Annotated in this window: 24 protein-coding genes and 1 tRNA gene; 9 read left to right on the top strand and 16 right to left on the bottom strand. The window is 59.0% G+C overall.

What is annotated here, in order from left to right:
* Positions 1-40 precede the first annotated feature (40 nt).
* Positions 41-1,240 carry an aspartate aminotransferase family protein gene (locus FGF54_RS00535; RefSeq protein WP_035265073.1) on the bottom strand — a complete coding sequence of 400 codons (1,200 nt, stop codon included), beginning with the start codon at positions 1,238-1,240 and terminating at the stop codon, positions 41-43.
* A 431-nt stretch (positions 1,241-1,671) separates the two neighbouring features.
* On the opposite strand from FGF54_RS00535, the gene FGF54_RS00525 reads away from it, so the two are divergent.
* The gene (locus tag FGF54_RS00525) at positions 1,672-2,205 is read left to right on the top strand and encodes a GcrA family cell cycle regulator (RefSeq protein WP_003519984.1); all 534 of its coding nucleotides are present in this window, start codon (positions 1,672-1,674) and stop codon (positions 2,203-2,205) included.
* 381 nt (positions 2,206-2,586) lie between these two features.
* On the opposite strand, the gene phoB is transcribed toward FGF54_RS00525, so the two are convergent.
* The 7 genes from phoB to phoR form a co-directional block, all read right to left on the bottom strand.
* Entirely contained in the window at positions 2,587-3,270 is a 684-nt protein-coding gene (gene phoB, locus FGF54_RS00520) for a phosphate regulon transcriptional regulator PhoB (protein ID WP_003493692.1), read from the bottom strand.
* 30 nt (positions 3,271-3,300) lie between these two features.
* Entirely contained in the window at positions 3,301-4,026 is a 726-nt protein-coding gene (gene phoU / locus FGF54_RS00515) for a phosphate signaling complex protein PhoU (RefSeq protein WP_003519985.1), read from the bottom strand.
* A 96-nt stretch (positions 4,027-4,122) separates the two neighbouring features.
* Positions 4,123-4,938, bottom strand: a complete 816-nt coding sequence (pstB, locus tag FGF54_RS00510) for a phosphate ABC transporter ATP-binding protein PstB (RefSeq protein WP_003519986.1) — start codon at positions 4,936-4,938, stop codon at positions 4,123-4,125.
* A gap of 14 nt (positions 4,939-4,952) precedes the next feature.
* Entirely contained in the window at positions 4,953-6,275 is a 1,323-nt protein-coding gene (gene pstA / locus FGF54_RS00505) for a phosphate ABC transporter permease PstA (protein ID WP_142778634.1), read from the bottom strand.
* Positions 6,272-7,756, bottom strand: coding sequence for a phosphate ABC transporter permease subunit PstC (gene pstC, locus FGF54_RS00500; protein WP_142778633.1), 1,485 nt, complete (start codon positions 7,754-7,756; stop codon positions 6,272-6,274). Before pstC ends, pstA begins: the two co-directional genes overlap by 4 nt.
* 263 nt (positions 7,757-8,019) lie before the next feature.
* Entirely contained in the window at positions 8,020-9,054 is a 1,035-nt protein-coding gene (locus FGF54_RS00495) for a substrate-binding domain-containing protein (RefSeq protein WP_035265067.1), read from the bottom strand.
* A 195-nt stretch (positions 9,055-9,249) separates the two neighbouring features.
* Positions 9,250-10,521: a phosphate regulon sensor histidine kinase PhoR gene (gene phoR, locus FGF54_RS00490; protein ID WP_142778632.1), complete on the bottom strand. Its 1,272-nt coding sequence runs from the start codon at positions 10,519-10,521 to the stop codon at positions 9,250-9,252.
* Positions 10,522-10,754: 233 nt separating this feature from the next.
* Here phoR and ppk2 point away from each other — a divergent pair, with 233 nt between their 5' ends.
* Positions 10,755-11,636 (top strand): polyphosphate kinase 2, encoded by an 882-nt coding sequence (ppk2, locus tag FGF54_RS00485; RefSeq protein ID WP_080855890.1) that lies wholly within the window; start codon positions 10,755-10,757, stop codon positions 11,634-11,636.
* Between the two features lie 49 nt (positions 11,637-11,685).
* Here ppk2 and FGF54_RS00480 read toward each other — a convergent pair whose 3' ends face one another.
* Positions 11,686-12,831 carry a hypothetical protein gene (locus tag FGF54_RS00480; protein ID WP_142778631.1) on the bottom strand — a complete coding sequence of 382 codons (1,146 nt, stop codon included), beginning with the start codon at positions 12,829-12,831 and terminating at the stop codon, positions 11,686-11,688.
* 255 nt (positions 12,832-13,086) lie between these two features.
* Here FGF54_RS00480 and FGF54_RS00475 point away from each other — a divergent pair, with 255 nt between their 5' ends.
* From FGF54_RS00475 to FGF54_RS00460, 4 genes are all read left to right on the top strand, one after another.
* A complete protein-coding gene (locus tag FGF54_RS00475) occupies positions 13,087-14,049 on the top strand; it encodes a nitronate monooxygenase family protein (RefSeq protein ID WP_020811427.1) in 963 nt (320 codons plus the stop codon).
* 136 nt (positions 14,050-14,185) lie between these two features.
* A tRNA-Thr gene (locus tag FGF54_RS00470) sits at positions 14,186-14,261 on the top strand.
* A 312-nt stretch (positions 14,262-14,573) separates the two neighbouring features.
* Positions 14,574-15,299 (top strand): hypothetical protein, encoded by a 726-nt coding sequence (locus FGF54_RS00465; protein ID WP_210247425.1) that lies wholly within the window; start codon positions 14,574-14,576, stop codon positions 15,297-15,299.
* Complete coding sequence (locus tag FGF54_RS00460; RefSeq protein ID WP_142778630.1) at positions 15,296-15,688, top strand: DUF5615 family PIN-like protein; 393 nt, start codon at positions 15,296-15,298, stop codon at positions 15,686-15,688. Before FGF54_RS00465 ends, FGF54_RS00460 begins: the two co-directional genes overlap by 4 nt.
* Positions 15,689-15,730: 42 nt before the next feature.
* On the opposite strand, the gene FGF54_RS00455 is transcribed toward FGF54_RS00460, so the two are convergent.
* Positions 15,731-16,042 carry a hypothetical protein gene (locus FGF54_RS00455; RefSeq protein WP_142778629.1) on the bottom strand — a complete coding sequence of 104 codons (312 nt, stop codon included), beginning with the start codon at positions 16,040-16,042 and terminating at the stop codon, positions 15,731-15,733.
* Positions 16,043-16,158: 116 nt separating this feature from the next.
* Between FGF54_RS00455 and FGF54_RS00450 the strand changes: the two genes are divergently transcribed.
* The 3 genes from FGF54_RS00450 to FGF54_RS00440 all read left to right on the top strand — a co-directional run bounded on the left by FGF54_RS00450 (position 16,159) and on the right by FGF54_RS00440 (position 17,202).
* Positions 16,159-16,377, top strand: a complete 219-nt coding sequence (locus FGF54_RS00450; protein WP_168207955.1) for a helix-turn-helix domain-containing protein — start codon at positions 16,159-16,161, stop codon at positions 16,375-16,377.
* Between the two features lie 106 nt (positions 16,378-16,483).
* Complete coding sequence (locus tag FGF54_RS00445; protein ID WP_020811433.1) at positions 16,484-16,642, top strand: YqaE/Pmp3 family membrane protein; 159 nt, start codon at positions 16,484-16,486, stop codon at positions 16,640-16,642.
* A gap of 317 nt (positions 16,643-16,959) precedes the next feature.
* On the top strand, positions 16,960-17,202 hold the full coding sequence (locus tag FGF54_RS00440) for a DUF982 domain-containing protein (protein ID WP_003519998.1): 243 nt from the start codon (positions 16,960-16,962) through the stop codon (positions 17,200-17,202).
* A 93-nt stretch (positions 17,203-17,295) separates the two neighbouring features.
* On the opposite strand, the gene FGF54_RS00435 is transcribed toward FGF54_RS00440, so the two are convergent.
* From FGF54_RS00435 to FGF54_RS00410, 6 genes are all read right to left on the bottom strand, one after another.
* Positions 17,296-17,688 (bottom strand): PRC-barrel domain-containing protein, encoded by a 393-nt coding sequence (locus FGF54_RS00435; RefSeq protein WP_142778628.1) that lies wholly within the window; start codon positions 17,686-17,688, stop codon positions 17,296-17,298.
* A 130-nt stretch (positions 17,689-17,818) separates the two neighbouring features.
* Entirely contained in the window at positions 17,819-18,700 is an 882-nt protein-coding gene (locus FGF54_RS00430; RefSeq protein ID WP_168207954.1) for an AraC family transcriptional regulator, read from the bottom strand.
* 109 nt (positions 18,701-18,809) lie between these two features.
* Positions 18,810-20,981: a TonB-dependent siderophore receptor gene (locus FGF54_RS00425; RefSeq protein ID WP_246666979.1), complete on the bottom strand. Its 2,172-nt coding sequence runs from the start codon at positions 20,979-20,981 to the stop codon at positions 18,810-18,812.
* A 197-nt stretch (positions 20,982-21,178) separates the two neighbouring features.
* Complete coding sequence (locus tag FGF54_RS00420; protein ID WP_142778626.1) at positions 21,179-22,855, bottom strand: iron ABC transporter permease; 1,677 nt, start codon at positions 22,853-22,855, stop codon at positions 21,179-21,181.
* 73 nt (positions 22,856-22,928) lie between these two features.
* On the bottom strand, positions 22,929-23,945 hold the full coding sequence (locus FGF54_RS00415; RefSeq protein ID WP_003503602.1) for an extracellular solute-binding protein: 1,017 nt from the start codon (positions 23,943-23,945) through the stop codon (positions 22,929-22,931).
* Between the two features lie 149 nt (positions 23,946-24,094).
* Positions 24,095-25,150 carry an ABC transporter ATP-binding protein gene (locus tag FGF54_RS00410; protein WP_142778625.1) on the bottom strand — a complete coding sequence of 352 codons (1,056 nt, stop codon included), beginning with the start codon at positions 25,148-25,150 and terminating at the stop codon, positions 24,095-24,097.
* Between the last annotated feature and the right edge of the window lie 343 nt (positions 25,151-25,493).

Genomic DNA, 25,493 nt, shown 5'->3' with positions numbered 1-25,493 from the left:
CGCGAGCCTCCGGGGAAGAGGCCCGCCCTTTATTGTTTCCTCAGGCGATTTTTGCCTGTTTCGCTGTCAGGGAAGCGGCGGCCGCTTCCACGCGTGACAGACCCTCGCGGGCCTCTTCCGCCGTGGTGACGAGCGGCGGCAGAAGACGGATGACGTTGTCGCCCGCCGGCACACCAAGCAGATGCTCGGCGCGCATGGCCTGCAACAGCTCGCCCGATGGAACCTTGGCCTTGATGCCGAGAAGCAGGCCTTCGCCACGGATTTCCTCGATAACGTCAGGATAACGATCCTTCAGCGAAGCAAGGCCCTGGCGGAAGACCAGCGCGACATCACGAACCTTTTCCAGAAAGCCCTCGGAGAGGACGACATCGAGCACGGCATTGCCAACAGCCATGGCCAGCGGGTTGCCGCCATAGGTGGTACCATGCACGCCCGCCGTCATGCCGGAAGCGGCATCCGCCGTCGCAAGGCAGGCACCGAGCGGGAAACCGCCGCCGATACCCTTGGCAACCGCCATGATATCCGGCGCAACGCCTGTCTGCTCATAGGCAAAGAGCTTGCCCGTACGGCCAACGCCGGTCTGGACCTCGTCGAAAATCAGCAACATGCCATGCTCGTCGCAGAGCGACCGCAGCAGCTGCAGGAATTCCTTGGCTGGTGCGCGAATGCCACCCTCACCCTGAATGGGCTCGATCAGAAGCGCGGCCGTCTCGGCCGTGATGGCGGCTTTCAGCGCATCGACGTCACCGAAGGGCACCTGGTCGAAACCTTCGACCTTGGGGCCGAAACCTTCGAGATATTTCTGCTGGCCGCCGGCGGCAATCGTCGCCAGCGTGCGGCCATGGAAGGCGCCTTCGAAAGTGACAATCCGGAATTTCTCCGGATGCCCCTTGGAATAATGATAACGGCGGGCGGTCTTGATCGCGCATTCCAGCGCTTCCGCGCCGGAATTGGTGAAGAAGACCTTGTCTGCGAATGTCGCTTCCGTCAGGCGCTTTGCAAGCTTTTCCTGGCCCGGTACTTCATAAAGGTTCGAGACGTGCCAGACCTTCTCGGCCTGGGTCTTGATCGCTTCCACGAGGTGCGGATGGGCGTGGCCCAGCGAGTTGACCGCGACGCCGGCTGCAAAATCCAGATATCGTTCGCCGCTTTCCGTGAACAGCCAGACGCCCTCGCCTCGCTCGAAGCGCAGGGGGGCTCTTGCAAACGTATCGAACAATGGCGCGGCGGCTTCGGCCATGGCTGTATCACTCCTTGCGCGGATGCGCTGTCAGACGGTTGTCAATAGGCTTTCGGGGTTATCCCTTGCCTGAAAATCAAAAATGCCGCCTCGCGGCGGCAGGGGCACTATTGTCACTTCGCCTGCCGATGTCAACAAAAGTCCGCGTTTCCCGGGCTTCTCAAGCCCTAGTAGGCGGCGGCGGATGAGGCCCAAGGTGTTGCCTTTCAGACTCAACTCGCCAGCAAGTTGGGGAAAACCGGAAAATCGATTCGAGATGATTCCCGCGACTCTTGCCACGGAGTCTGCGTGGCACTAGGTTAATCGCTAATTACTAGACTGCATTGCGGCGGAACTAGTCACCAAAAATCAGGCAGAAACCACGCTCGCGGCACGCCCGCGAGGCGGAGAGGGATTCTGCCGACATTATACGCGACGAGCGGAGAAGCGGCATGAACTGGACAGACGAACGGGTCGAAAAACTCAAGAAATTGTGGTCCGAGGGGCTTAGCGCCAGCCAGATAGCAGCACAGCTGGGTGGCGTGAGCCGCAATGCCGTCATCGGCAAGGTCCATCGCCTCAACCTGCCGGGACGCGTGAAGGCCGGCGGCCCGGTTACTTCGGCGCGTTCCGCGCCCAAGCGCACCGCGGCCCCTGCCCCACGCGCGACGAATTTCGCAACCCGCGTCAGCGCAGCACCTGCACGCGCCTTGAACCGCTCGAGCGCGGCAACGGCGCTGCACGAGGAGATCGATATCGAGACCGCCGAAGTTCTCGATTACGTTCCCTCCAAAAATGTCGTTACGCCGATTTCCCGCCGCCTGACGCTGACGGAACTGACGGAGCGCACCTGCAAGTGGCCGGTCGGCGATCCGCTGAAGGATGATTTCCATTTCTGCGGTTGTGAAGCACTGGAATCTTCGCCCTATTGCAAGTTCCATGCAAAGCTTGCCTACCAGCCGGTAAGCGAGCGTCGCAAGGCTTGAGTGTTGCGGCACGCATTCGACACTCAAAAACTACGGGCCTTCGGGCCCGTTTTTTTATGGCGGAATCCAAAGTGGTTCAGACGCGGAGCCCGCGTTGTTTAAGAGGCGCTCCCAATCCCTGTTCTTGCGCATTCTCCGGATGTAAAACCGCGATGGGCCCTTGCGGCAAATGCTCTGAATTCGTCGGCGACGTGCCGCGCCCTTCCTACTGTCAGGTTTCACCGCGCAATCCGGCTTTCAGCAGACCGTCTGTCACCTTCAAAAGAACGAGGATACGCGTTTGCGGAAGGTTCAAAATCGAAAGGCCCGACACCGTTCCGGTCTCGGGCCTTCTGATTTTGGGGGAATTTATCCCGGGTGAAACCATCGGTTTCGGTTTTCTCAGGCTTCCATTGAATATCCGGCGCCGCGCACGGTGCGGATGACATCCTGCATGTGCGAAAAATTGAGCGCCTTGCGCAGACGTCCGACATGCACGTCGACGGTACGTTCATCCACATAGATATCGTGACCCCAGACGCCATCCAGCAATTGTGAGCGGGAAAACACCCGGCCGGGAGAGGTCATCAGGAATTCCAGCAGGCGGAACTCCGTCGGGCCGAGGCGCACTTCGCGGCTCTTGCGGTGAACGCGATGGGTCTCGCGATCCAGTTCGATATCGCCGCATTTCAGCACCGAAGACAAAACCTCGGGGCGGGCCCGGCGCAGCATCGCCTTGACGCGGGCCATGAGTTCCGGCGTCGAAAACGGCTTGACGACATAATCGTCGGCGCCGGTGGCGAGACCGCGAACCCGTTCGCTTTCCTCGCCGCGCGCCGTCAGCATGATGATGGGCAGGCGCTCGGTTTCCGGCCGCATCCTGAGCCGACGGCACAGTTCGATACCGGAAACGCCGGGAAGCATCCAATCCAGGATAAGAAGGTCCGGAATACGTTCCTGCAGCCTGATTTCTGCCTCGTCTCCACGGGGTATCGTGTCGACGTCATATCCCTCAGCCTCGAGATTGTAACGAAGCAGGACGCTCAGCGCTTCCTCGTCTTCCACAACTGCAATCTTGGGCACCATATACTAACTCCGCAAGCCGCTGCCTGTCTGTTACTCGGTCACCGAACCGAGGGTGTTGGAACTGTCGTCCTTCGGACGCTCGCCTTCCGGCTGGCTGCCGGTGGTCATGTAATAGATCGTCTCGGCGATATTGGTGGCGTGGTCGCCGATACGCTCGATGTTCTTGGCGCAGAACAGAAGATGCGTGCAGGTGGTGATGTTGCGCGGATCTTCCATCATGTAGGTCAGAAGCTCACGGAAGAGCGACGTGTACATGGCGTCGATTTCCTCATCGCGCTCGCGAATGGCATTGGCCTTCTCGGCGGAACGCGTGGAATAGACGTCCAGCACTTCCTTGAGCTGGACCAGCGCCAGTTCCGACAGATGCTCGATGCCACGGGCAAGCTTGCGCGGCACGCCGGTGCCGGCAACCGCAATCACACGCTTGGCGGTGTTCTTGCCAAGGTCGCCAACGCGCTCGAGGTCGGCGGCGATACGCAGCGTGCCGATGATCTCGCGAAGGTCTGCCGCCATCGGCTGGCGTTTGGCGATGGTGACGATGGCCTTGTCGCCGATCTCGCGCTCGGCGTGGTCGAGGATCGCATCGTCGGAAATGACCTTCTGGGCGAGCGCGGCATCGGAATTGACGAGCGCACGCACGGCGTCGGCGCACATCTGCTCCGCAAGACCGCCCATTTCGGCGATGCGGCGCGTCAGAAACTTCAATTCATCGTCATAAACGGAAACGATGTGCGAATGGGTCGTTGTCTGTGTCATGGTCTAGTCCTCCGGCTTGGCCTGCATGCGCGTACCCGGAAGCGGGCACGGCAGAAGCACCAGTCTTGTTCGGTTTCGATAAAGCGCCGGCCGGGATCAGCCGAAGCGGCCCATGATGTAATCCTGCGTGCGCTGGTCGTCCGGATTGGTGAACATCTTGTCGGTTTCGTTTTCCTCGACAAGATGACCAAGATGGAACATGGCCGTGCGCTGGGAAACACGCGCCGCCTGCTGCATGGAGTGCGTGACGATGACGATGGTGTAATTGGTGCGCAGCTCGTGGATCAGTTCCTCGACCTTTGCGGTCGCGATCGGGTCGAGAGCCGAGCAGGGCTCGTCCATCAAAATCACTTCCGGGCTGACGGCAACTGCGCGGGCGATGCACAGACGCTGCTGCTGACCGCCGGAGAGACCGGTGCCGGATTCGTGCAGACGATCCTTAACCTCGTTCCAGAGACCCGCCTTCTGCAGGCTCTGCTCGACGATCTGGTCCATATCCGCCTTGTTGCGGGCGAGACCATGGATGCGCGGACCGTAGGAAATGTTTTCGTAGATCGACTTCGGGAAGGGGTTCGGCTTCTGGAACACCATGCCGACGCGGGCGCGCAATTCCACGACATCAATCGCCTGATCGTAGATATCGTCGGTGTCGAGCGTGATCTTGCCGGTGACCCGGCAACCGTCGATCGTGTCGTTCATACGGTTCAGGGTACGCAGGAAGGTGGATTTGCCGCAGCCGGACGGACCGATAAGCGCGGTCACCGTATTTTCCCGAACGTTGAGGTTCACGTCGTAAAGCGCGCGCTTTTCGCCATAATAAACCGAAACGTCCTTGCCGATCATCTTGTATGAGACTTCATTCATTTTCTTGTCCAGCGCCTTTTCAACTGCTGCTTCCGACAACATGTTCATTGCTCAAGCTCCCTCTACCAGCGCCGTTCGAAGCGGCGACGCAACAGGATTGCGCCAACATTCATGACGATGAGGAACAGAAGCAGGATGATGATAGCGCCGGATGTCCTTTCGACAAAGGCGCGCTCGGCTTCGTTCGCCCACATGTAAATCTGCACCGGCAGGGCCGTGGACGGATCCATCGGCGTTGTCGGGTAATTCGCAACGAATGCCACCATACCGATCAAAAGCAGCGGCGCCGTTTCGCCCAGCGCGTGGGCGAGGCCGATGATGGTGCCGGTCAGAATGCCGGGCATGGCGAGCGGCAACACGTGGTGGAAGATCGTCTGCATCTTGGAAGCGCCGAGACCGAGGGCGGCGGCGCGGATAGACGGCGGCACGGCTTTCAGGGCGGCGCGCGTCGCGATGATGATCGTCGGCAGGGTCATCAGCGTCAGGACGAGGCCGCCGACCAGCGAGGCCGAGCGCGGAAAGCCCATGAAGTTGATGAAGACCGAGAGGCCGAGCAGACCGTAGACAATCGAAGGAACGGCCGCGAGATTGTTGATATTCACCTCGATAAGATCCGTCAGACGGTTCTTCGGGGCGAATTCCTCGAGATAGATGGAGGCCGCGACGCCAATCGGCAATGACAGCACCAGCACGATCAGCATCATGTAGAAGGAGCCGATCAGCGCCACACCGACACCCGCCGCTTCCGGACGGCTTGAGGCGCCGTTGACGAAGATGCCGGTATTGAAATGTTTGCCGAGCTGGCCGCTTTCGGCGAGCTGGTTCATCCAGCCGAGCTGCTGGTTCGAGATGCGGCGGTTGGCTTCATCCGCCGTCAGGTCGACCTGGCCCTTGAAGGCGCTGTCGACATCGCCCGAAGCGAGAAGCGTGACGGTGCGCGTGGTGCCGATGACGGCTGGATCGGCGACGACGATGTCGCGAAGCTGCGTGCGCACGCTGTCGGAAATCAGGAGATTGACGGCGCGAAGACCGGCGCGGTCAGTCGGTGCAACGCCAAGGACCTTGGCGACCGCATCTCGGGCGATGACGGGATAATTGGCCGTCATCAGCTTTGTGGGATTGCTGGCGCGCTCATTTTTCGGATCGATGATCTGTTCGGAGAACTCGACCGGAACGGTGATCATCGTCTGCTGGAAGGCGGTGTAACCCTTGGAAACCACCGAGAAAAGCAGCAGGAAGAGGAAGATGAGGCCGAAGGAAATCGCTGCCATGCCGTAGGCACGGAAGCGACGTTCGGCGGCATAGCGGCGTTTGATGCCGATATCACGGCGCGTGGCCTTGTTGACGGCGCTCGCGCCGGCTGCGGGAGAGACGATGTCGGTCATTCATATTGCTCCCGGTATTTGCGCACGATGTAAAGCGCGTAGATATTCAGGCAAAGCGTGATGGCGAAAAGCGTGATGCCGAGTGCAAAGGCAACCAGCGTCTGCGGCGAGGTGAATTCAAGGTCGCCGGTGAGCTGGCTGACGATCTTGACCGTCACCGTGGTCATGGGCTCGAAGGGATTGAGCTGCAGACGGGCAGCAACACCGGCCGCAAGAACCACGATCATGGTTTCGCCGATGGCGCGCGAAGCCGTCATCAGCACGGCGCCGACGATACCAGGAAGAGCGGCCGGAATAATGACCCTCTTGATCGTCTCGGAGCGCGTGGCGCCAAGGCCGAGCGAACCGTCACGCAGCGAGCGCGGCACGGCGGTGATGATGTCATCCGACAGCGACGACACATAGGGGATCAGCATGATGCCCATGACGAAGCCGGCGGTGATGACGCTCTGCGCCTGGATGAAGTTGGCGTAGTTGCCCGTCGCCAGACCGTTGATCTGCGTGGAAATGTCTCTGAGGAAAGGACCGACCGTCGTGAGCGCGAAGAAGCCGTAGACGATGGTGGGAATGCCGGCGAGCACTTCAAGCAGCGGCTTTGCCATGGAGCGGAAGCGCGGCGAGGCATATTCCGCCATGTAGATCGCCGAGAAGAGACCGACCGGAACCGCAACCAGCATGGCGACGAGGCCGATATAAAGCGTGCCGGCGAGCAGCGGGATCAGGCCGAACTGGCCGGAGGAGTCGGTGGCGCCTGCCGCCGCAAAACGCGGATCCCATACCGTTCCGAAGAAGAACTGGTGCGCCGGAACCATGGTGAAGAACTGGATCGCCTCGGTCAGCATCGAAAGGACGATGCCGATGGTCGTGAGGATGGCGATGGACGAGGCGACGAGCAGGGCCGCGAGAATAACTTTCTCGACCTGGTTGCGCGCCCGGAAACGCGGCGCGATTGCACGCAGCGCATAGGCGCCGCCGCCGAGCGCGGCCAGCAGCACGACGGCGATCATCGCGATACGGCTGGTGGAGGTCATGCTGTTGAGCGTGTGGGCGGCATCGACCATGAACCGCTCGGGATCGCCGGCGATTGCAACACCCTTCGATGCCAGAAGCGGCCGGACCGTAGCCGTGTCCGCCTCGACCTGCGCGGTTTCCTCCGGCGTCAGCCGCTGGAGGCCACGGGCGATGGAGGTCACCATACCGTAGGTCAGGCTCTGCTGCGCTTCGGATTGCGCCCGGACATCCTCGGGGAAACTACCGCGCACCGCCGAGGTGACGAGCAATGGGCTGACAATGAGCCAGGCACAGAGAATGAACGCCGCGGGCAGCACCGCCCAGACGACCGCGTAGGAACCGTGATAACCGGCACGGGAATGCATGCTGGAGGGGCGGCCGCCAGACAGGGCAACGGCACGGCGGCTGCCGAGCAGATAGCTGCCGATGCCGATGAGCGCCAGTATCAGCAAAAGGATCGATGTGTTCATTAGAGTTCCCTCGGCGTGCCTCAAGAGCACGGTGCGATATCGGGCAAATCAAAAAGTCATCAAAACGAGACCGCTGGACCATCCCATGATGCCTGCCGCCTGACTGTATCATAGTCTGGCAAGCGTCAAGGTTGATACATCCTATCCATCTGTAATCCATCGACAATCATGTGGATGGCGATGGTTAGGAACTGTCAACCGCGGACGACGGCCCAAGCGAAGCCGAATGAGGGGCACGGCAAAGCCGCACCCCTCTTTCTTCATTACATCGTGGAGCCGGCCGAGAACTTCGAGCGGATTTCTTCGCGCTCTGCGTCCGGAGCAGCAACCAGGCCGTAGTTGGCGAGCGGGGAATCCGGGCCGATCATTTCGTCGGAAACGAAGAACTCGACATATTCCTTAAGGCCCGGGATAACGCCCAGGTGAGCCTTCTTCACGTAGAAGAACAGCGGGCGGGAAACCGGGTACTTGCCGCTGGCAACGGTTTCGGTGGACGGAACGACGCCCGAAACGGTCGCGACCTTCAGACGGTCAGCGTTGTTTTCATAGAAAGCGAGGCCGAAAACGCCGAGGCCGGTCTTGTTGGCGTCGATACGGGCGAGCGTTTCGGTGTAGTCGCCGTCGATGTCGACTGCAGCGCCGTCCTTGCGGACTGCAACGCACTTGGCAGCAGCCTGCTTGGCATCGGTGACGATCTTCTTGATGGCGTCGGTGGCGCCGGCTTCCTTGCAGCCGTCAGCCATGATCTTCTCTTCGAAGACTTCGCGCGTGCCGTGCTTGGAGCCCGGGATATAAGCTGCGATCGCGACGTCAGGCAGTTCCTTGTTGATTTCCGACCACTTCTTGTAGGGGTTGGCAACGAGCTTGCCGTCCTTGACGATTTCAGCGGCGAGAGCGAGGTAAAGGTCCTTCGGCTCGAGCTTGATGTCCTTGTTGGACGAGTCCATCGCAAAGACGATACCGTCGTAGCCGATCTTCACTTCCTGAACGTCGGCAACGCCAGCAGCCTTACAGGCGGCCAGTTCGTCGCTCTTGATCTTGCGCGAAGCGTTGGCAATGTCGATGGTGCCTTCGCCGACGCCGGAGCAGAACGCCTTCAGACCACCGCCCGTGCCGCCGGACTCAACAACCGGAGCCTTGAAGTTCGGGAAGGTTTCGGCAAAGGTCTCGGCAACGATCTTGGCGTAAGGCAGAACCGTGGAGGAACCGGCAACCTGGATCTGGTCGCGAGCAGCGGCGGCGCCAGCGAAGGCGACAGAAGCCACCAGAGCTGCTGCGGAAAATTTAACGATGTTCATTTGTCTCTCCCGTCGTGGGCTTTGTTGTGGACGCAGCCGATAGCGACACTCGCTCTTAGCTTGCGCTCGGCGACCTTTTCTTAACCACCGTAGCCCCATCCTTTTATGTCACTTTGACGAAAGATTTGTGACAATCTAATGTATTGATTTTATTTACAAATATCCACGACATTAAAAGCAGATGCATATTTTATGTCAGAATCTCACAGTGAAGTCCGTGCCGCTGCCCAATTCCGATTTAATGATGAGGCGGGCGCGGTGGCGGGTGAGGATGTGCTTGACGATGGCAAGCCCGAGACCCGTGCCCTTTTTCGAGCGGCTGTCGGCGACGCTGACACGATAAAAACGCTCCGTCAGGCGCGGCACATGTTCGGCGGGAATGCCAGGGCCTTTGTCGATGACGCTCACCTCCACCGGCTTGCCGGGTTCGGCGCGCAGCCAGACATCCACGACCTTGCCTTCCTGGCCGTATTTGCAAGCATTTTCAACAAGGTTCTGGAATACCTGCACCAGCTCGTCGCGGTCGCCCTGCACCTCTGCCGGCCGGTCGGGCAGATGCAGCGTGATGGTCACATCCAGCTCGTCGGCAAGCGGCAGCAGGGTATCGCGCACATGGCCGATGACGGGAACGAGATCGACCTTCTGGTCGGGCGCGATGTTGGCCCGCAACTCCAGCCGCGACAGGGACATGAGATCGTCCACCAGCCTGCTCATGCGGGTTGCCTGATCCAGCATGATGGCAAGGAAACGTTCCTGCGCCTTCGGGTCGTTGCGCGCCGGCCCCTGCATGGTTTCGATGAAACCGCGCAGCGAGGCGAGCGGTGTGCGCAATTCATGGCTGGCATTGGCGACGAAGTCGCTGCGCATGCGGTCGATGCGGCGAAGCTCCGAGACGTCGCGGAACGACAGGATGTAGAATGGCGGGCCTGCCCCCTCTCCCACATCCGCACGGGCGATGCGGACGATGAAGACCCGTTCGGAAGGGAAGCGCTCCGAATGTTCGACCTGGTTGGGCTGGCCGGTGGCGATGGTTTCACGAATGACATCCAGGAGGCCGGGAGAGCGCAGCCGGGCGGAAATATGCGCCCCGGCGGGCAACTGGCCGAAGGCGCGCTCGGCCGCGCCGTTCTGAAACAGCACGCTGGCGTTCCTGTCGAGAATGAAAACGGGGGTATCCAGAACCGCGAGGCCCGCCCTTACGCCGGAAATGACGCTTTCGCCGGGCATTTCCTGCTCATCTGCCTCCGCAACCGGGCTCCCATCCTTTGCGGAAGCCGCCGCCGGCCCTTCCCGAGCGGCGAGGATGGCAATGACGGCGCAAAGCCACAGGGCGGCGGGCATATAGGGCGTGTTGAGCTCGGCAACGGCCACGATGGCGAGCATGCTGACGATGAGAACGGGCAACCAGTTTCGGCCGAGCTTCCTTCCCAAACGCCTTAATCCACCATCGCCTTCCATGACTGCCATTTCAGCCTGCTCTTTCCACTTTCATCTGACAGCGCATCGAAATCTCATAGGCCAGCTTCATGACAGAGATTCATCATCGCGCATTTTCCACAACGTATATGCGCAAAATCGACGCCGCAATCGCTGCCGCCGCAGCACCCCGGTCAAGCGCTCCTGTTTCACTTGAATTCTGGCAATGGATGTGAACTCATTGGCGTCGAGTTGCCTTTACACAACAACAGCCGGAGGAAACCATGGGCGAAGAAACGAAGAAGCGGACGGTCGATATCACCATAGGCGGCAAACTGCGCAGCTTCGACATCGACGATCCGGTTCTTCCTGACTGGGTTGAGGAAAAGAAACTTTCCGCCGGCGATTTTCCCTACGACAAGAAGATGAAGCGGGAAGACTACGACAGCACCCTCGAGGCGCTGCAGGTGGAGCTGGTCAAGGTGCAATTCTGGCTGCAGGCCACCGGCAAAAGGGTCATGGCGGTTTTCGAGGGCCGCGATGCGGCGGGCAAGGGCGGCGCGATCTTCGCGACCCGGGCCTATCTCAACCCCCGCTATGCCCGCGTGGTGGCGCTGACCAAACCGACGGAAACCGAACGTGGCCAATGGTATTTCCAGCGCTATATCTCACATTTTCCGACCGCCGGCGAATTCGTTCTGTTCGACCGCTCGTGGTATAACCGCGCAGGCGTAGAGCCGGTCATGGGTTTCTGCACGCCTGAGGAACACAAGCGTTTCCTCAAGGAAACGCCGCGTCTGGAAAAAATGCTGGTCCATGAGGACGTTCATCTGTTCAAGTTCTGGCTCGACATCGGCCGCGAAACGCAGATCGAACGCTTCCATGACCGCCGCCACAGCCCGCTGAAATGCTGGAAGCTTTCGGATATGGACATAGCGGCGCTGACGAAATGGGACGACTACACGCAGAAGCGCGACGAAATGCTGGAAAAGACCCACACCGACGCCGCCCCCTGGACGGTGGTGCGCGCCAACGACAAGCGCCGCGCGCGGGTAAACCTCATCCGTCACATTCTTCTTGCGCTCGACTATGAGGGCAAGGACAAAAAGGCAATCGGCGAAATCGACGACAAGATTTTGGGATCTGGGCCGGATTTTCTCAAATAGGACCGGAAGACGCTGACAGGCGCCTCCATTCGAGACGCCTGTCTTTCCCTTACTGGCCCGGCAGAATGCGCACGGAATAAAGATTGACCGGGCGGCCGCTGCCATCGATGTCGCTGTTGATGAAGATCCTGCCCGGCGCATTGGGGGCGAGAGATCGTTCGAATGTCGCGTTCAGCAGCATGTCCGCACGCTCGGCCGTGGCGGTGAAGCGGTGGCGGGAGCAATCGCCCAATGTCGCGAAATCGCAGGCGACGGACACCTGGGTCTGACGGTCGCTGGAGGATTGCAGCGTGATCGAAATGGTCGAGGACTTGCCTGCCATATCCCGCATCACCTCCACCGGAACCTCGACGCTGACGGCGCCATCCTGCGAGACACTTCTCGAGGTTACCTTTATCGCCTTGCCAGCGGGTGTGGCGATGTTTTCGACATTGGCGCGTGGACCAGCCGAAACACCGGAACTGCCACGCTCCGCATTGAAGACTTCCACCCAGTCATCGGAAAAACCACGGCCGGCGGAAAGGCTCGGCGCGGGCTCCGTCCCGTTGAAATCCTCCGCCTGCACCTGCGCCGGCGGATTGGGCACGCTGGTATCGCGCTGCTCCGGCGACAGCAGGAGGCCTGAGGAATAGACCCACCAGGCACCGAAACCGATAAAGGCCAGAAGCGTCACGTAGATGAAAAGCCGGGCGAAAAGCCCCCGGCGCTTGCGGCGGCCAACCGCGCCTTCCGGCCGGAAGGCAAGCGAGGAGTCGCCCGCGCGGGAGCTTCTCTTCGGCGGCTTGCCATTGCGCTGCCCCGCACTCAGCGGCTCCGGAGCAGCGGCAGCGCCCGGCCGCACATCGCGCGTTTCGCCACGCAGCTCCGGCTCAACACCCATATCGCCGTGGTGAGGCGTCTGCGAAACGGGATCGACGGAGTGATCGTCCTGCGCCGGACTTTCCGGTGCGGGCGGGCGCAATTGCTGCTCCACCCTGTCCAGAAGCCGGTTGCGCTCTTCATTCTCGATCTGGTGGATCAGGCCTTCAAGCCGCTGGCGCTGCTGGGAGACAACCTGCGGATCGTCTATGCCCTGCTTGCGCAGGCCCGCTTCCAGTGCCTGGCGGGAGGATTGGTAAATCCGTGCACGAACTTCGGCGTTCGATCTGTCCGATTTTTCCAGAGCATTTCTGATTGCCGTTTCCAGTCCGCTCACGACCGATCCTTGTTCTATTGCGCTTTGCAAAAAATATGCGGCGCTGCGCCATGGGTTCACGATTCGGTAACGGCTATACCGCCCCTCCGCAAGCATCGTTTGTGATAAAGACCGGATTGCCTTGGGGAAAATCAATTCATTGTGGCGCTACGAACGCAGATTCGAGAGGCGAATGCCACGCTGTTTTCGCTTTCAATCTGCTGCTGAACGCGATATTGACTTACGTGCGCGTAAACGTAATTCGTGGGAGGAGACATGCTACCGTCCGTGCTGAAAGACAATCTGCGTCTTCCGGTCATAGCATCACCGCTATTCATCATTTCACATCCGCAACTGACGCTGGCGCAGTGCAAGGCCGGCGTCATCGGCGCTTTCCCGGCGCTCAATGCGCGGCCCGAAAGCCAGCTCGACGAGTGGCTGGCAATGATCACCGAGGAGCTTGACGCTCACAACCGGGCCAATCCCGAGCGCCCGGCGGCGCCCTTCGCGGTCAACCAGATCGTGCACATGTCCAACCGGCGGCTGGAGCACGATCTCGGCCTTTGCGTGAAATACAAGGTGCCGGTGGTGATTTCCTCGCTTGGCGCGGTGCCGGAGGTCAATGCGGCCGTGCATTCCTATGGTGGCATCGTGCTGCATGACGTCATCAACGACCGCCATGCCCGCTCCGCCATTCGCAAGGGCGCGGATGGGCTTATCGCGGTGGCGACGGGTGCCGGCGGACATGCGGGCACGCTTTCGCCCTTCGCCCTCGTTCAGGAAATCCGCGAATGGTTCGACGGCCCGCTGCTGCTGGCCGGCGCCATCGCCAATGGCGGCTCCATTCTCGCGGCGCAGGCTATGGGCGCGGATATGGCCTATATCGGCTCCCCCTTCATCGCCACCGAGGAAGCGCGCGCTTCCGAAGGCTACAAGCAGGCGATTGTGGACGCGCAGGCCAAGGATATCGTCTATTCGAACTATTTCACGGGCGTACACGGAAACTACCTGAAAAGCTCGATCGTCGCCTCCGGCATGGACCCCGACAATCTGCCCGAAGCCGATCCTTCGAAAATGGACTTCGAAACGGTCTCCGGCGGCGCCAAGGCCTGGAAAGACATATGGGGCGCGGGGCAAGGCATCGGCGCCGTCAAGGCGGTGGAACCGGTGGCGGCGCTCGTCGATCGTCTGGCAAATGAATATGAAACGGCCAAAAAGCGCATCTGCGGGAAAGGCTGAAGGCTCCGGTAAACAATGGACAGGCAAAGCTTTTTGCGGAAATTTCAAAACCAGCACATTCAAGGCTTGAAATCCGTCAGCATTGCCTGTATCAGCCCGCCATGAAGCTGATCCGCACCAAACGGGTCACAATCGGGCCGCTTTAGCTCAGTTGGTAGAGCACGTCATTCGTAATGACGGGGTCACGTGTTCGAGTCACGTAAGCGGCACCATTCGTCTCTCTACTACGATCATTACCATTAAGTAATTTAAAGGGTTTCGGCTGTCGTACTAGATACATGCGTTCGGTCCAGAGACAGGGCGTCCGTCGAAACGAAAATATGGTTCTAACGTCGTAATCATTCTCCTGGTTACTATAGCTACATAGTTCACAGCAGCCTATAGCGTGAAATTCTTTCGATTTTTTGGAGGACATTGGGCGGGTTTACATTGGGGACGAGATTTCCCCTCAGCATTTGGAAATAATCCTACCGCATGGTGGAAATCCGTCTTGCGGGAGTTGGATATATTGGTAGGTTGCCGCTATGATTTCGACACAGCATCACGCTCTACCTTCGGAGGCAATCGGCGTAGGCTCCTACACCTCGCCTGAGGCTGCGCGCCTGCTGAGAACGACCCCGCTTAATGTAAATCGCTGGTTGCGGGGATACACCTATAAGCGCTCGGGCGAGGCTCGACAGATACCGCCGCTCTGGACGACACAGCACGTGTCAGTCGAGGACCACCTTGAGATCGGTTTTCGTGATCTGATCGAGCTTCGCTTCGTCAAGGCTTTTATTGATGCGGGTGTTGGCCTGCTCGCTATTCGCAATTGCCTCGAATACGCGAGAGAATGCGCGAAAGATGATCGCCCCTTTTCGACTCGCCGTTTCCAGACGGACGGTCGGACGATCTTTCTCGAAAGCATCGAGAGGGTCGGTAACCAAATCGACGAACCGAAATTGCTTGATCTGAAAAAGAAGCAATATGCCTTTAAGCAGGTTATCGAGCGGACGTTCAAAGATCTCGATATCGAAGACGATGCAGTAGCCCGCTGGCGACCGTTCCATGGAAAAAAATCCATCATCATTGATCCGGGCCGCTCCTTTGGGCAGCCGATTGCGTCAGAATATGGGGTTCCGACAGTAGCGCTCGCCGACGCGGTTGAGGCTGAAGGGTCGGTCGAAGATGTCGCTCGAATATTCGATGTGCCAGTATCCGTCATTCGCGATGCTGTCCAGTTCGAAACTGATTTGAAGAGAGCAGCTTGAAGGTTCTGATTGATGAAAACCTTCCTCCCGCTCTCGCTCGTTCTCTGAACGCATTATTTGCTGGGAAACACGAAATCATACATGTCCGCGAGCGATATGGTCCAGGTGTAACGGATTTACAGTGGATCACCGAATTGAGCACCGAGGGGCGGTGGATCATAGTCTCGGGTGATCGCCGTATTACTCGGAACAAGGCAGAGTACAATGCCTTCCGAACCTCCAATCTGGTTGGGTTCTTTCTGTCGAAAGGGCTGTATAAATCTCCGCTCATCAAACAGATGGAGCGGCTTCTCGCGTTGTGGCCGACTATTGAAGCTCAATCGACGCTTGTACAAGGAGGTGCAATGTTCGAACTGCCTATGAGCAGCACGCGCCTCAAGCAACTATAGCCCTATAGGGAAACGCGCTCGATAGGCGGCGGTTGCCTCCGGCTATTTGACTGATATGCCACAGTTCTCCAGCCGCAATCGGACGATTTTACGCACACGATACCAATAGGCTTGTCCCGCACCATCACTTTCATGCCACGCGCGTTCTTGTCGGGCGAAAGCTTCAAGTTCGGGTTCCAAGTAGCTGTTGATGATATCGTCAGCGACAGTGCCAATATCATCGGCGGAGATCAGCATCGGCTCTATCGCATTGTTCCAAAACGCCCACATGACCAAGCCAACAAAAACGATTGCCTGCCCACCGAAAAAGATTAGCAGTAACCATGAAATCCCGTGAACAAAAGCGTCCCACATCGCACCATCCTAACGAAAGCTCGATGTAGTCTATAGTCAACATTTACGAAATTAAAGCCCAAAATGAGACTCATCGTCCGTGGGCATATCGTCTTCATTCGCGACTTATTGCGATCATGGAAGATGTGCGCGCGATACTTGCCCAGAATATCAAATCAGCCCGGAAACGGCTGAATATCTCGCAGGAAGAGCTTGCCTCGCGAACAGAAATCGACCGAACCTATGTGTCGGGTATTGAGCGGCAGGTAAGAAATCCCACAATCACTGTGGTCGCAAAATTTGCCGAAGCCCTCGATACGACGACAGCTGACCTGCTGCGCAACAAAGAAGAATGAGCACATCCCCCTCTGATTTTCTGGTCGGCGCGCAGTTAGATGCGTGAAACCAAACCGCCCACCACACGTTCTCCGGCAGTCACAAACAACTGGAAAGCCTGTCATCGTGGACGTCATTCGTATCCTGATCGCCATCATCCTTCCGCCCGTCGGCGTGTTTCTTCAGGTCGGGCTCGGCCTGCATTTCTGGCTGAATATTCTCCTGACGCTGTGCGGTTATGTTCCCGGCATTATCCACGCGATCTGGGTGATCCTGCGGAGGTGACATCCGCTCTCACCGGCGATGGGACGTCCGCAACATTTTAGTACGTGATTAAATTCTCATTGGCTGCTGGAACCTCGTCTTCTCCCTCACGTTATGGTGATGACACCAGCCAAGGAGAAAATCATGAACCAGATCATCTACATCGTCGGCCTCGTCGTCATCGTTCTGGCGATCCTGTCGTTTTTCGGCTTCCGTTGATCCCCGTTGTCAATTCGATCGCTTGCGCATATCCTAAGCAGCAGTGACACACGACTGCGTTCATGGGTTGCTTCGCTGTCGGGTGTATTTCGGGATCGCGTTGCTCTGGGAGGTGCACGATGAAGAACGAGAGATGGACAGAGCCTGTCGAGGTCAATCTCGAGGCGAATGGCAAGAGTGTCATCGCCGGCCCCTTCGAAGCGTTGACATTATTGACCGAAGGCTGGCCCAAAATTGGCGGATTGAGCTTCGTGAGAGCGAGAAGCGCCTGCCGTGCCGCCCTTGACGGACGTAAATCGCCCGAAGAAGCACGCAAGTGCTTCACCGACGCGGTTTCCGAGATGCAGAAAAACCCGCATTGACGCACCCAAAAGAAAACGGCTCCTGAAAAGGAGCCGTTCTTTTATTTGCGACGCTTTCGGTGATCAAACAGCCGGAAGCGCTTTTCCTTGGCCTTACATCCAATAGGGTGCGACGCCGTAATAATCGTAGACCTTGCGGTCCTTGGCGTTCAGCAGGTCGTTATCATCGAGATTGGCGAAATGCGGCGCATTTTCGATCTCTTCCTTGGTGAGATCGATGCGGTAGCCGTCGAGTTCTTCGTCGTAATGCAGCTTTTCCCAGGGCAGCGGATAATAGTCGTCGCCGATGCCGAGGAAGCCGCCAAAGCTCAACACCGCATAGGCCACGCGCCCGCCGCGCTTTTCCAGAATGATGCGCTGGATCGAGCCGATATGCTTGCTGTCGGCGCCGTAAACACGGGTGCCTTCCACCTTGTCGCTGGCGATCAGGCTCGGCGTATCCTTGACATAGGGGTCCTGTCCGACGCGGGGTTCCTGATGCATCATGTGCCTTTCCTCCTTGATTTTCCTCGTTTGTGTCACGTCTGGTAAACCCCTCGACGGACAATTCGTTCCGCGGCGTTTCAGGCGCTTCGGCGGGAATTTTTTTGAAGGAGAATGGAACGAAAACGCGCCTTTATTGGCGGATTTTCTGCCAGACGGAGGGAGAAACACCCACCATCTTGCGAAAGACGCGGGAGAAATGCGCCTGATCCGAAAAACCGGCGGCAATGGCGATGTCGGTCAGCGCCATGTCGGTCCGCATCATCAGTTCCTTGACGCGATCGATGCGCGCCTGCATCTGCCATTGGTGGGGCGGCACGCCGGTGGAGGCCTTGAAAGCATGGCTGAAATGCGATTGCGACAGGTTGGTGAGTTCCGCCAGCTCCTCCAGCCGGATCGACCGCAGGCAATGTTCGCGGATGTAATCCGTCGCCGCCCTCAACTGCCAGGCGGCGAGCTTGCTGCGTTTTTTGACCGGCTCCCGTTTCACTTTCAGGAAATCCGTCAATAGCGCCAGCACGAGGCTTTCGCCATAAAGGTCATGCAGCGGATCGGGATTATCGCATTCGGCGGCAATCAGTCGCGCCAGCGCCAGCAGGCGCTCATCCTCGAACATGAGATGCGGATCGAGCAGGCTGTGCGGATCGAAGCCCTGCACCAGCCGCCCGCCCAGCAATCCCGCATCGAAATGCAGATCGAGGTGGCGCACGAAGGAGACGTTGCTCAGTTCGGCATGCACATCCAGATCGGCAGGCACGAAGGAAATACGGTTCGCCTTGGACGACCCGTAATTGTCGCGGCGGCAGCGGTTCATCATGAACCGGCCGCCATCCGTCCCGTCCATATCCAGCAGGAAAACGAAACGCGGATCCTTGCCGACATAACGGCCGCCCGCCTTCGGGGCGCAACGCACATCCCAGAGATCGGCGACGATGCCGTTCCAGACCCGCGAGCGTGGGCCGCCAATGACGGCAAAACCCTCGATCTCATTTTCCATCCGCACGCGGAAAGCCATGGCCTCTCGATCCCGCAGGGCGCCATGGCGCCACTATAAACATGATAAATCTATTCATGTTTATAGTGGCAAACTGCTTTCCCCGCAACTGCCGGCCTTCGGCCAAGCCTTACCACTTCTTGGAAAGCTTGAAGGTGATTGTGCGGCTATCGCCCCAGCCGCAGACGGAGACGCCGGCGCAGCTCTTCACATATTCCTTGTCGAAGACATTGGCGACGTTGATCGATGCGGTCCAGTCGTTCTTCTGGTAGCGGATTGCGGCGTCGAAGACGGCGGCATCCGGAACGCGCAGCGTATTTGCCTCATCCGCCCAGGACTTGCCCTGATACCGTACGCCTCCGCCGAGGCTGAGACCTTCCAGCGCGTCTGTGGTAAAGGCATAGTCCAGCCACAGCGAGGCGGTGTGGGCGGGCACGATCCATGGCGATTTGCCGATAAGGTTAGGATTGGCATCGCGGGTAATCTCCAGATCCGTATAGGAATAGGAGGCGAGCGCCTTCCAGTTCTCGCTGAGATTGGCCTTGGCCTCCAGCTCGAAGCCAGTGGATTCCACCTGCCCGAACTGGCCACTCGTGGTGACCCCGCCAGCCGTATAGGAAACGATGGCATTGTCCTTGACCAGCTTGAAGACCGAGGCGGTGATGCTGCCATCGAAGAATGTCGGCTCATATTTAACGCCGGCCTCGAACTGGTGTCCCTCTTCCGGCGAAGCGGGAGTGCCATCCGCAAGCGTATCGATGAGCGGATTGAAGAAAGTGGCTGCCGAGACATAAGGTGTCAGGCCATTGTCGAATTCATAGGCGAGACCGGCGCGGCCGCTCAGTGCATCGTCATTCGAGCGGCGGGAAAGACCCGCAGGGAGCCTGTTGTTCAGCTCGGTGTCGACATAGTCGTAACGGCCATTCAGCGTGACCAGCCAGCCATCGCCGAAACGCAGCTGGTCCTGCGCGTAGATGCCGATCTGCTGTTGGGTCACGATATTGTCGGCGTAAACGAAATTCGTTCCCTGCGTCGAGCCATAGACCGGGTTGAGCGCACCGATTGCATTCGATCCGCAGCAGGCCTGCACCTGGTCCAGCCGGTAATATTTATAGTCGAGACCGAAGAGCAGCGAGTGATTGACCGCGCCGGTATCGAACTGGCCTTCGACCCGGTTATCCACGCCGAAACTGTCGACTTTCGACACGCCATCATAACCGAAGCGGGTCAGCATATAGTCGTTGGTGGTGGCATCGAGAATCGGCTGGCCGTTTGCATCTGTATTGGCCCAGCCGCCGGCATAAGGTCCGGTCTCATGCTTGTAGAGGTGGCCATAGCGGGCGTTCTGGCTGATCTTCCAGCCATTGTCGAATTCATGGCTGACCTCGTAACCCACCATGGACTGGTAGACGCGGCCATTGTCGATATCCGGCTCGCCATAAAAGGCCTTGCGGTCGAGCTTGCCGAAGGGCGCGTCGACCACCGTGCCGACATAGGGCAGGAAGCCGTTGCCGATATGAACCTGATCGAGCGCCGAGAAATAGCCGTAGAGCGTGGCACTCGTCTGCGCGTCTGGCTCGAAGGTGATCTGCGGCATGATAAAGCCGCGCAAATCCTCGGAATAATCGGTGTAATTGTCGCCGCCGGAGACCTTGCCGGTGACGCGGTATTTCCACACGCCTTCACCATCGACCTTGTCGCCGAGATCGAAGCCGAAGAAGGCATTGCCGAAATTATTGATGCCGATTTCCGTTTCGCGCACCGGCTCATCCTGCGTGCGCTTGCGGACCATCTGCACGATACCGCCGGGATTGGCGCCCCCATAAAGCACCGAGGCGGGGCCTTTCAGAACTTCCACGCGCTCCAAACCGTAGGCATCCATCTGGAAACCGCCGAAACCGTAGCTGAACAGGTTCAAACCATCCAGAAACACGCCGGTCTGGGTGGCCTGAAAACCGCGGATGTAAATCCAGTCCGTATCCGGGTCGGTGCCGAAGGGCTCCGCCGTCACACCGGGGGTATAACGCAGTACCTCATCGATTTTCGTCACCGCGCCCCGGTCATCCATTTCCTGGCGGCCGACGACCGATACGGATTGCGGAATATCCCTGGTTTCCGTTTCGGTTTTCGAACCGGTCGCACTTTTCTTCGCAACATAACCCCGGACCGGACCAGTCGCGTTTTCCGCGCCCTGCCCTTCAACGGTAATCTGCTGCAGAACGGTCGTGTCCTGCGCGCGGCCCATCGCTGGCGCCAGCAAAACAACGGCGGCCGTGCCCAAAGCCAGACGGCTCAAAAACATCCCATGCAAATTTTTCAAGATATGCCCCGAAACAGATCGCGGCCGATGTCCAAATTCGACAGGCCGCGGCACCTCAATTAAGCTGAGTATTTACATCAGGATTAAGGCAGGATGCTTGTCGTTTTCTGGCGGGATTTGAAGCTTATTGGCCTCTCGCACAGTTTTGCGCCCGTCATTTATCGGGCAGGGCTCCGATATCAGCCCTTGCGCCGGCCGATCCTTGCAAGCTGCATGACCGGAAGCATGCCGATGACGACGATTGCCAGCGCTGCGATTGCCGCTTCCTCATAGGTGCCGCGCGCCGCTTCGCCATAAAGATGGGTAGCGAAGGTTTCAAAATTCAGCGGCCTCAACAGAAGCGTGGCGGGAAGCTCCTTGACGCAATCGACGAAGATCAGCAGCGCCGCTGCCGCAAGCGACGCCTTGGATAGCGGCAGATGAATCTGGCGGAATGTCTGCGTCGCGGATCGCCCGAGCGTTCGCGAGGCGTGATCGAAGGATTGCGGTATGCGGCTGAGGCCGGCATCCACACCGCCCGCCGCAATGGTGAGGAAACGCGCCGAATAGGCATAGATCAGCGCCGCGCCGCTGCCGATGAAGATGAGGCCGGTAGAGATGCCGAACCAGTCACGCATGGTCTGGTCGACAAACCGGTCGAAGCCGCCAAGCGCGATCAGCACGCCGATGGCGATGACCGTGCCAGGGGCCGCATATCCGACCGTCGAAAGGCGGTAGGACCAGAGCGAGAGACGTCCCGGTGCAAGGCGCATGGCGTAAGCAACCGCAAGGCCGAGGATAAGGGTGATAACCGTCGCCAGGCCGGCAAAGACGATGGTGTTCAGAGCTTCATCGGCAAAGCGGGCGGAGAGGCCGCTGAAGCGGAAGCGCTTCCATGCCTCGATGACGAGATAGCTGGCCGGTGCCACAAAGCCGATCAGGACCGGCAGGCCGCCGAGTACGAAAGCGGCCCAGCCCTTCAGGCCGTTGAGTCGCAGCGGCTCCAGTTCCCTGCTTTTCTGCGCCGAAACGGCATAACGCTGCTTGCGCCGCGCCCAGCGCTCGAGCGCCACGAGCGCGACAACGATGAAAAGCATGGAAAGCGCGATCTGCGCCGCACCCGGCAGGTCGGATTTCGTGACCCAGGTGGTGTAGACGGAAACGGTGAGCGTGCGGACGCCGAGGAATTCCGATGCGCCTATATCGTTCAGCGCTTCCATCAGAGCAAGACTGATGCCGACCGCAATCGCCGGGCGCGCCAGCGGCACTGCCACCTTGAAGAAAGCTGCGCGTCTGGAAACGCCGAGCGTGCGTGCCGCTTCCAGCAGGTTGCCCGCCTGCGTCAGGAACATGGCGCGTACGGGAATATAGACATAGGGAAACAGCACGAAGCCGAGAAGGACGATGCAGCCCGTCATGGACCTTATGTCCGGCAGACGAAATTCGCGCGGGCTGGAATAACCGAGCAGCCAGCGGATCGCACCCTGCACCGGTCCGATGGGATGCAGAATATCCAGATAGGCGTAAGCGACGATATAGGTGGGCATGGCCAGCGGCAGCAGCAGCGCCCATTCCAATATTTTGCGGCCGGGAAAATCATAGGCGGTGACCAGCCAGGCGGCATAGGTGCCGACGACACCGGCCAGCAGCCCGACACCGGCCAGAAGGATCGCCGTATCCGGAAGCGCCGTCCAGAGCACGGTCGAGCCGAGATGCACCCACAGGCCTTCAGAACCCTGCAACGCCTGCGACACAAGCGCCAGAACCGGCACCATGGCGCCGCAGACCGCCAGCACGGAAAGGCACAGCCACCAGAAGGAGGATGAAAACCTGGCTCGGGCACGAGGTGTCAATGGCTGGATGGCGTCTGGATTCATGTGCTTTCAGAAAATACGCGGAAAGGCGCCCGCAGATGCGAACGCCTTCCACCAAGTTATCGCTGATTGGCCCTTACTTGTCGAAACCGACCTTGTCGACCAGCTCGCTCGCCTGCTTGCGGTGCGAGACGATTTCCGTCAGCGGCTTGTTATCGATCTTCAGCGTGCCGAAGGAAGCGATGATCTCGTTGAGAGCCGCCCCCTGCTTGACCGGATATTCGTAGTTGGCTTCGGCATAAATCTTCTGGGCTTCGTCGGAGACGAGATATTCCAGCAGCTTGACGGCTTCCGCCTTGTTCGGTGCATTCTTGGCCACGGCAGCGCCGCTGATATTGACCTGCGTGCCGCCATTCTTGAAGGTCGGCAGAACCACCTTGATGGCGTCGCCCCACTTCACCTGCTCCTCGCCGCCCTTGCCCGAGCGCATCAGGCCGACATAATAGGAGTTGGCGATGCCGATATCGCAAATGCCGCCGAGGATGTCCTTGGCAACGTCGCGGTCGCCGCCGCCTGCCTTGCGGGCCAGATTTTCCTTGACGCCGGCAAGCCACTTCTCGGTGTCCGCAGCGCCGTAATGGGCGATGTAGTCGGCAAAGAGCGCCGTGTTATAGGGGTGCTGGCCGGCGCGAATGCAGACCTTGCCCTTCCACTTCGCATCCGCCAGATCTTCATAGTTGAAGGAGGCGAGATCGACATCCTTCGCCGCATAAAGAACGCGGGCGCGCATGGAGAGCGCGAACCAATGGCCCTTGGCATCACGAAGTTCAGCCGGGATAGCCTTGGTCAAGGTTTCGGATTCGACCGCCTGGGTGACACCCTTTTCAGCGAGATCGACGAGGTTGCCGGCATCCACCGTCATCAGAACGTCGGCAGGCGAGCTTGCGCCCTCGCTCAGAACGCGCTCGGCAAGACCGTCCTTCAGGAACACGGTGTTGACCTTGACGCCGCTCGAGGCGGTGAAGGATTCCAGAAGCGGCTGGATCAGGCCCGGTTCGCGGGTGGTGTAGATGTTGAGTTCCGCAGCGCTGGCCGTTCCGGCTGCAAAGGCAACCGTGCTGGCAAGCAGGGCAAATCTGGTAAATTTCGTCATGTTTTGTCTCCCTCTCCGATAGCGGCAATATAGAGGGAGCAGACATCATACCTGATGACCCAAATCAAGTTTTATTTCTCTGTTTTTCGCGCGGATTTGATCACCAAGAGTTGAAAATGGAGAGGAAATAAACATACAAATCCGCTCACTCAACTTGCAGTAAATATCAGCACTCCCTTGGGATCGATACCGAAACGCACCGCCGTCGTCCGGGCGGGTGTGCGCTGCATCGTCCTGACACGCAGATCGGCCGACAGTCCGGGCACGGCTATGCCAAGCTGCTCGATCTCCCCGAGGAACACACGGCTCGATATTTCGCCGGCAATTCCTTCTTTCGCGGCCCCGTCCTCAATGATCGAAATCGCATTTGGGCGAACATAGGCAATGGCGGCGAGACCGTCAGGCAGATCGGACGCGTCGCCCAGAAGCCCGAGCGGCGTTTCGACGCGACCCTGTCTTACCCGGCCTTCGATCTTGTTGAAGGCGCAGAAAAAATCGGCGGCATAACGGGTTTTGGGATGATCGTGGATTTCGTAACCCGTGCCGCTCTGCACGATGCGCCCGCGCTGCATCAAAACCACACGGTCGCCTGCCGAAAGCGCCTCCTCCGGATCATGCGTCACCATGATCGCCGTCGTGCCCAGTTGCCGCAACAGGCCGAGCGTTTCCTCGCGCACGCTGTCTCGCAATCCCCTGTCCAGATTGGAAAAGGGTTCGTCCATCAGGAGCAGGCCGGGCTGCGGGGCAAGCGCGCGGGCAAGCGCCACACGCTGCTGCTCGCCGCCCGAAAGCGTATGCGGATAACGTTTCGCCAGTTCCTGCAGATGAACATGTTCGATCATCTCTGCAGCGCGGCGGCGGGCTTCCACCTTCGGCAAAGACCGAAGACCGAACATGACATTCTGCTCGACGGTCAGATGCGGAAACAGCGCATAATCCTGAAAGACAAAACCGATATTGCGCTTTTCCGGCTCGATGAAAACAGCGGGACCGGCAACGACAGCGCCGTTCAGGGAAACGCTGCCATGGTCCGGCGTCTCCACGCCCGCCACGATGCGCAGCAGGGTCGATTTTCCACAGCCGGAGCGTCCCACCAGACAAATGATTTCGCCGCGTTCGACGGAAAGATCTATATCGGACAGCACTTCCGTATCGCCGAATCTCTTCCCGACCGATTTCAGTTCAAGCGCTGCCCTGCCTGCCATTTCCAATCCTGCCCTGCTTTGCGAATTATGTTGATCGCTCAAATCAGGATTAAAGTCAAAAAAGCAGGGCAAAATGCTTTTCCCTTCACGAGTTGGCGAGATGTGCGGCAGCAATATTGACGTTTACGTTAGAGTTAAATAGGCTTTGCCGACGAGATGGACGTCAAGGGATTACGCGTCTATCATTCGTCACCGGGGAGCGAGAGGAGCGGTCGATCCGGTGACGCCACAGGGAGTTCCCTCAACCCGGCCGATTGAGCCGGCTGAATGCGGGAGCTTCGTGAACATCAGGCAGCCGAAAGCGCCCTTCACGCGTTTCAAGGAATGCGCGGCGCGACAAAGA

It is taken from the genome of Agrobacterium sp. T29, from assembly GCF_006970545.1.
GTDB classification, from domain to species: Bacteria; Pseudomonadota; Alphaproteobacteria; order Rhizobiales; family Rhizobiaceae; genus Agrobacterium; species Agrobacterium leguminum.
Note: the sequence above shows the minus strand (reverse complement) of the source record. Positions and strands in the feature narration are given on the sequence as shown.

Coding starts and splice junctions, on each gene's coding strand:
- FGF54_RS00535 (WP_035265073.1), bottom strand. CDS start 1,240: ATGGCCGAAGCCGCCGCGCCATTGTTCGATACGTTTGCAAGAGCCCCC.
- FGF54_RS00525 (WP_003519984.1), top strand. CDS start 1,672: ATGAACTGGACAGACGAACGGGTCGAAAAACTCAAGAAATTGTGGTCC.
- phoB (WP_003493692.1), bottom strand. CDS start 3,270: ATGGTGCCCAAGATTGCAGTTGTGGAAGACGAGGAAGCGCTGAGCGTC.
- phoU (WP_003519985.1), bottom strand. CDS start 4,026: ATGACACAGACAACGACCCATTCGCACATCGTTTCCGTTTATGACGAT.
- pstB (WP_003519986.1), bottom strand. CDS start 4,938: ATGAACATGTTGTCGGAAGCAGCAGTTGAAAAGGCGCTGGACAAGAAA.
- pstA (WP_142778634.1), bottom strand. CDS start 6,275: ATGACCGACATCGTCTCTCCCGCAGCCGGCGCGAGCGCCGTCAACAAG.
- pstC (WP_142778633.1), bottom strand. CDS start 7,756: ATGAACACATCGATCCTTTTGCTGATACTGGCGCTCATCGGCATCGGC.
- FGF54_RS00495 (WP_035265067.1), bottom strand. CDS start 9,054: ATGAACATCGTTAAATTTTCCGCAGCAGCTCTGGTGGCTTCTGTCGCC.
- phoR (WP_142778632.1), bottom strand. CDS start 10,521: ATGGCAGTCATGGAAGGCGATGGTGGATTAAGGCGTTTGGGAAGGAAG.
- ppk2 (WP_080855890.1), top strand. CDS start 10,755: ATGGGCGAAGAAACGAAGAAGCGGACGGTCGATATCACCATAGGCGGC.
- FGF54_RS00475 (WP_020811427.1), top strand. CDS start 13,087: ATGCTACCGTCCGTGCTGAAAGACAATCTGCGTCTTCCGGTCATAGCA.
- FGF54_RS00465 (WP_210247425.1), top strand. CDS start 14,574: ATGATTTCGACACAGCATCACGCTCTACCTTCGGAGGCAATCGGCGTA.
- FGF54_RS00455 (WP_142778629.1), bottom strand. CDS start 16,042: ATGTGGGACGCTTTTGTTCACGGGATTTCATGGTTACTGCTAATCTTT.
- FGF54_RS00450 (WP_168207955.1), top strand. CDS start 16,159: ATGGAAGATGTGCGCGCGATACTTGCCCAGAATATCAAATCAGCCCGG.
- FGF54_RS00440 (WP_003519998.1), top strand. CDS start 16,960: ATGAAGAACGAGAGATGGACAGAGCCTGTCGAGGTCAATCTCGAGGCG.
- FGF54_RS00435 (WP_142778628.1), bottom strand. CDS start 17,688: ATGATGCATCAGGAACCCCGCGTCGGACAGGACCCCTATGTCAAGGAT.
- FGF54_RS00430 (WP_168207954.1), bottom strand. CDS start 18,700: ATGGCTTTCCGCGTGCGGATGGAAAATGAGATCGAGGGTTTTGCCGTC.
- FGF54_RS00425 (WP_246666979.1), bottom strand. CDS start 20,981: ATGTTTTTGAGCCGTCTGGCTTTGGGCACGGCCGCCGTTGTTTTGCTG.
- FGF54_RS00420 (WP_142778626.1), bottom strand. CDS start 22,855: ATGAATCCAGACGCCATCCAGCCATTGACACCTCGTGCCCGAGCCAGG.
- FGF54_RS00415 (WP_003503602.1), bottom strand. CDS start 23,945: ATGACGAAATTTACCAGATTTGCCCTGCTTGCCAGCACGGTTGCCTTT.
- FGF54_RS00410 (WP_142778625.1), bottom strand. CDS start 25,150: ATGGCAGGCAGGGCAGCGCTTGAACTGAAATCGGTCGGGAAGAGATTC.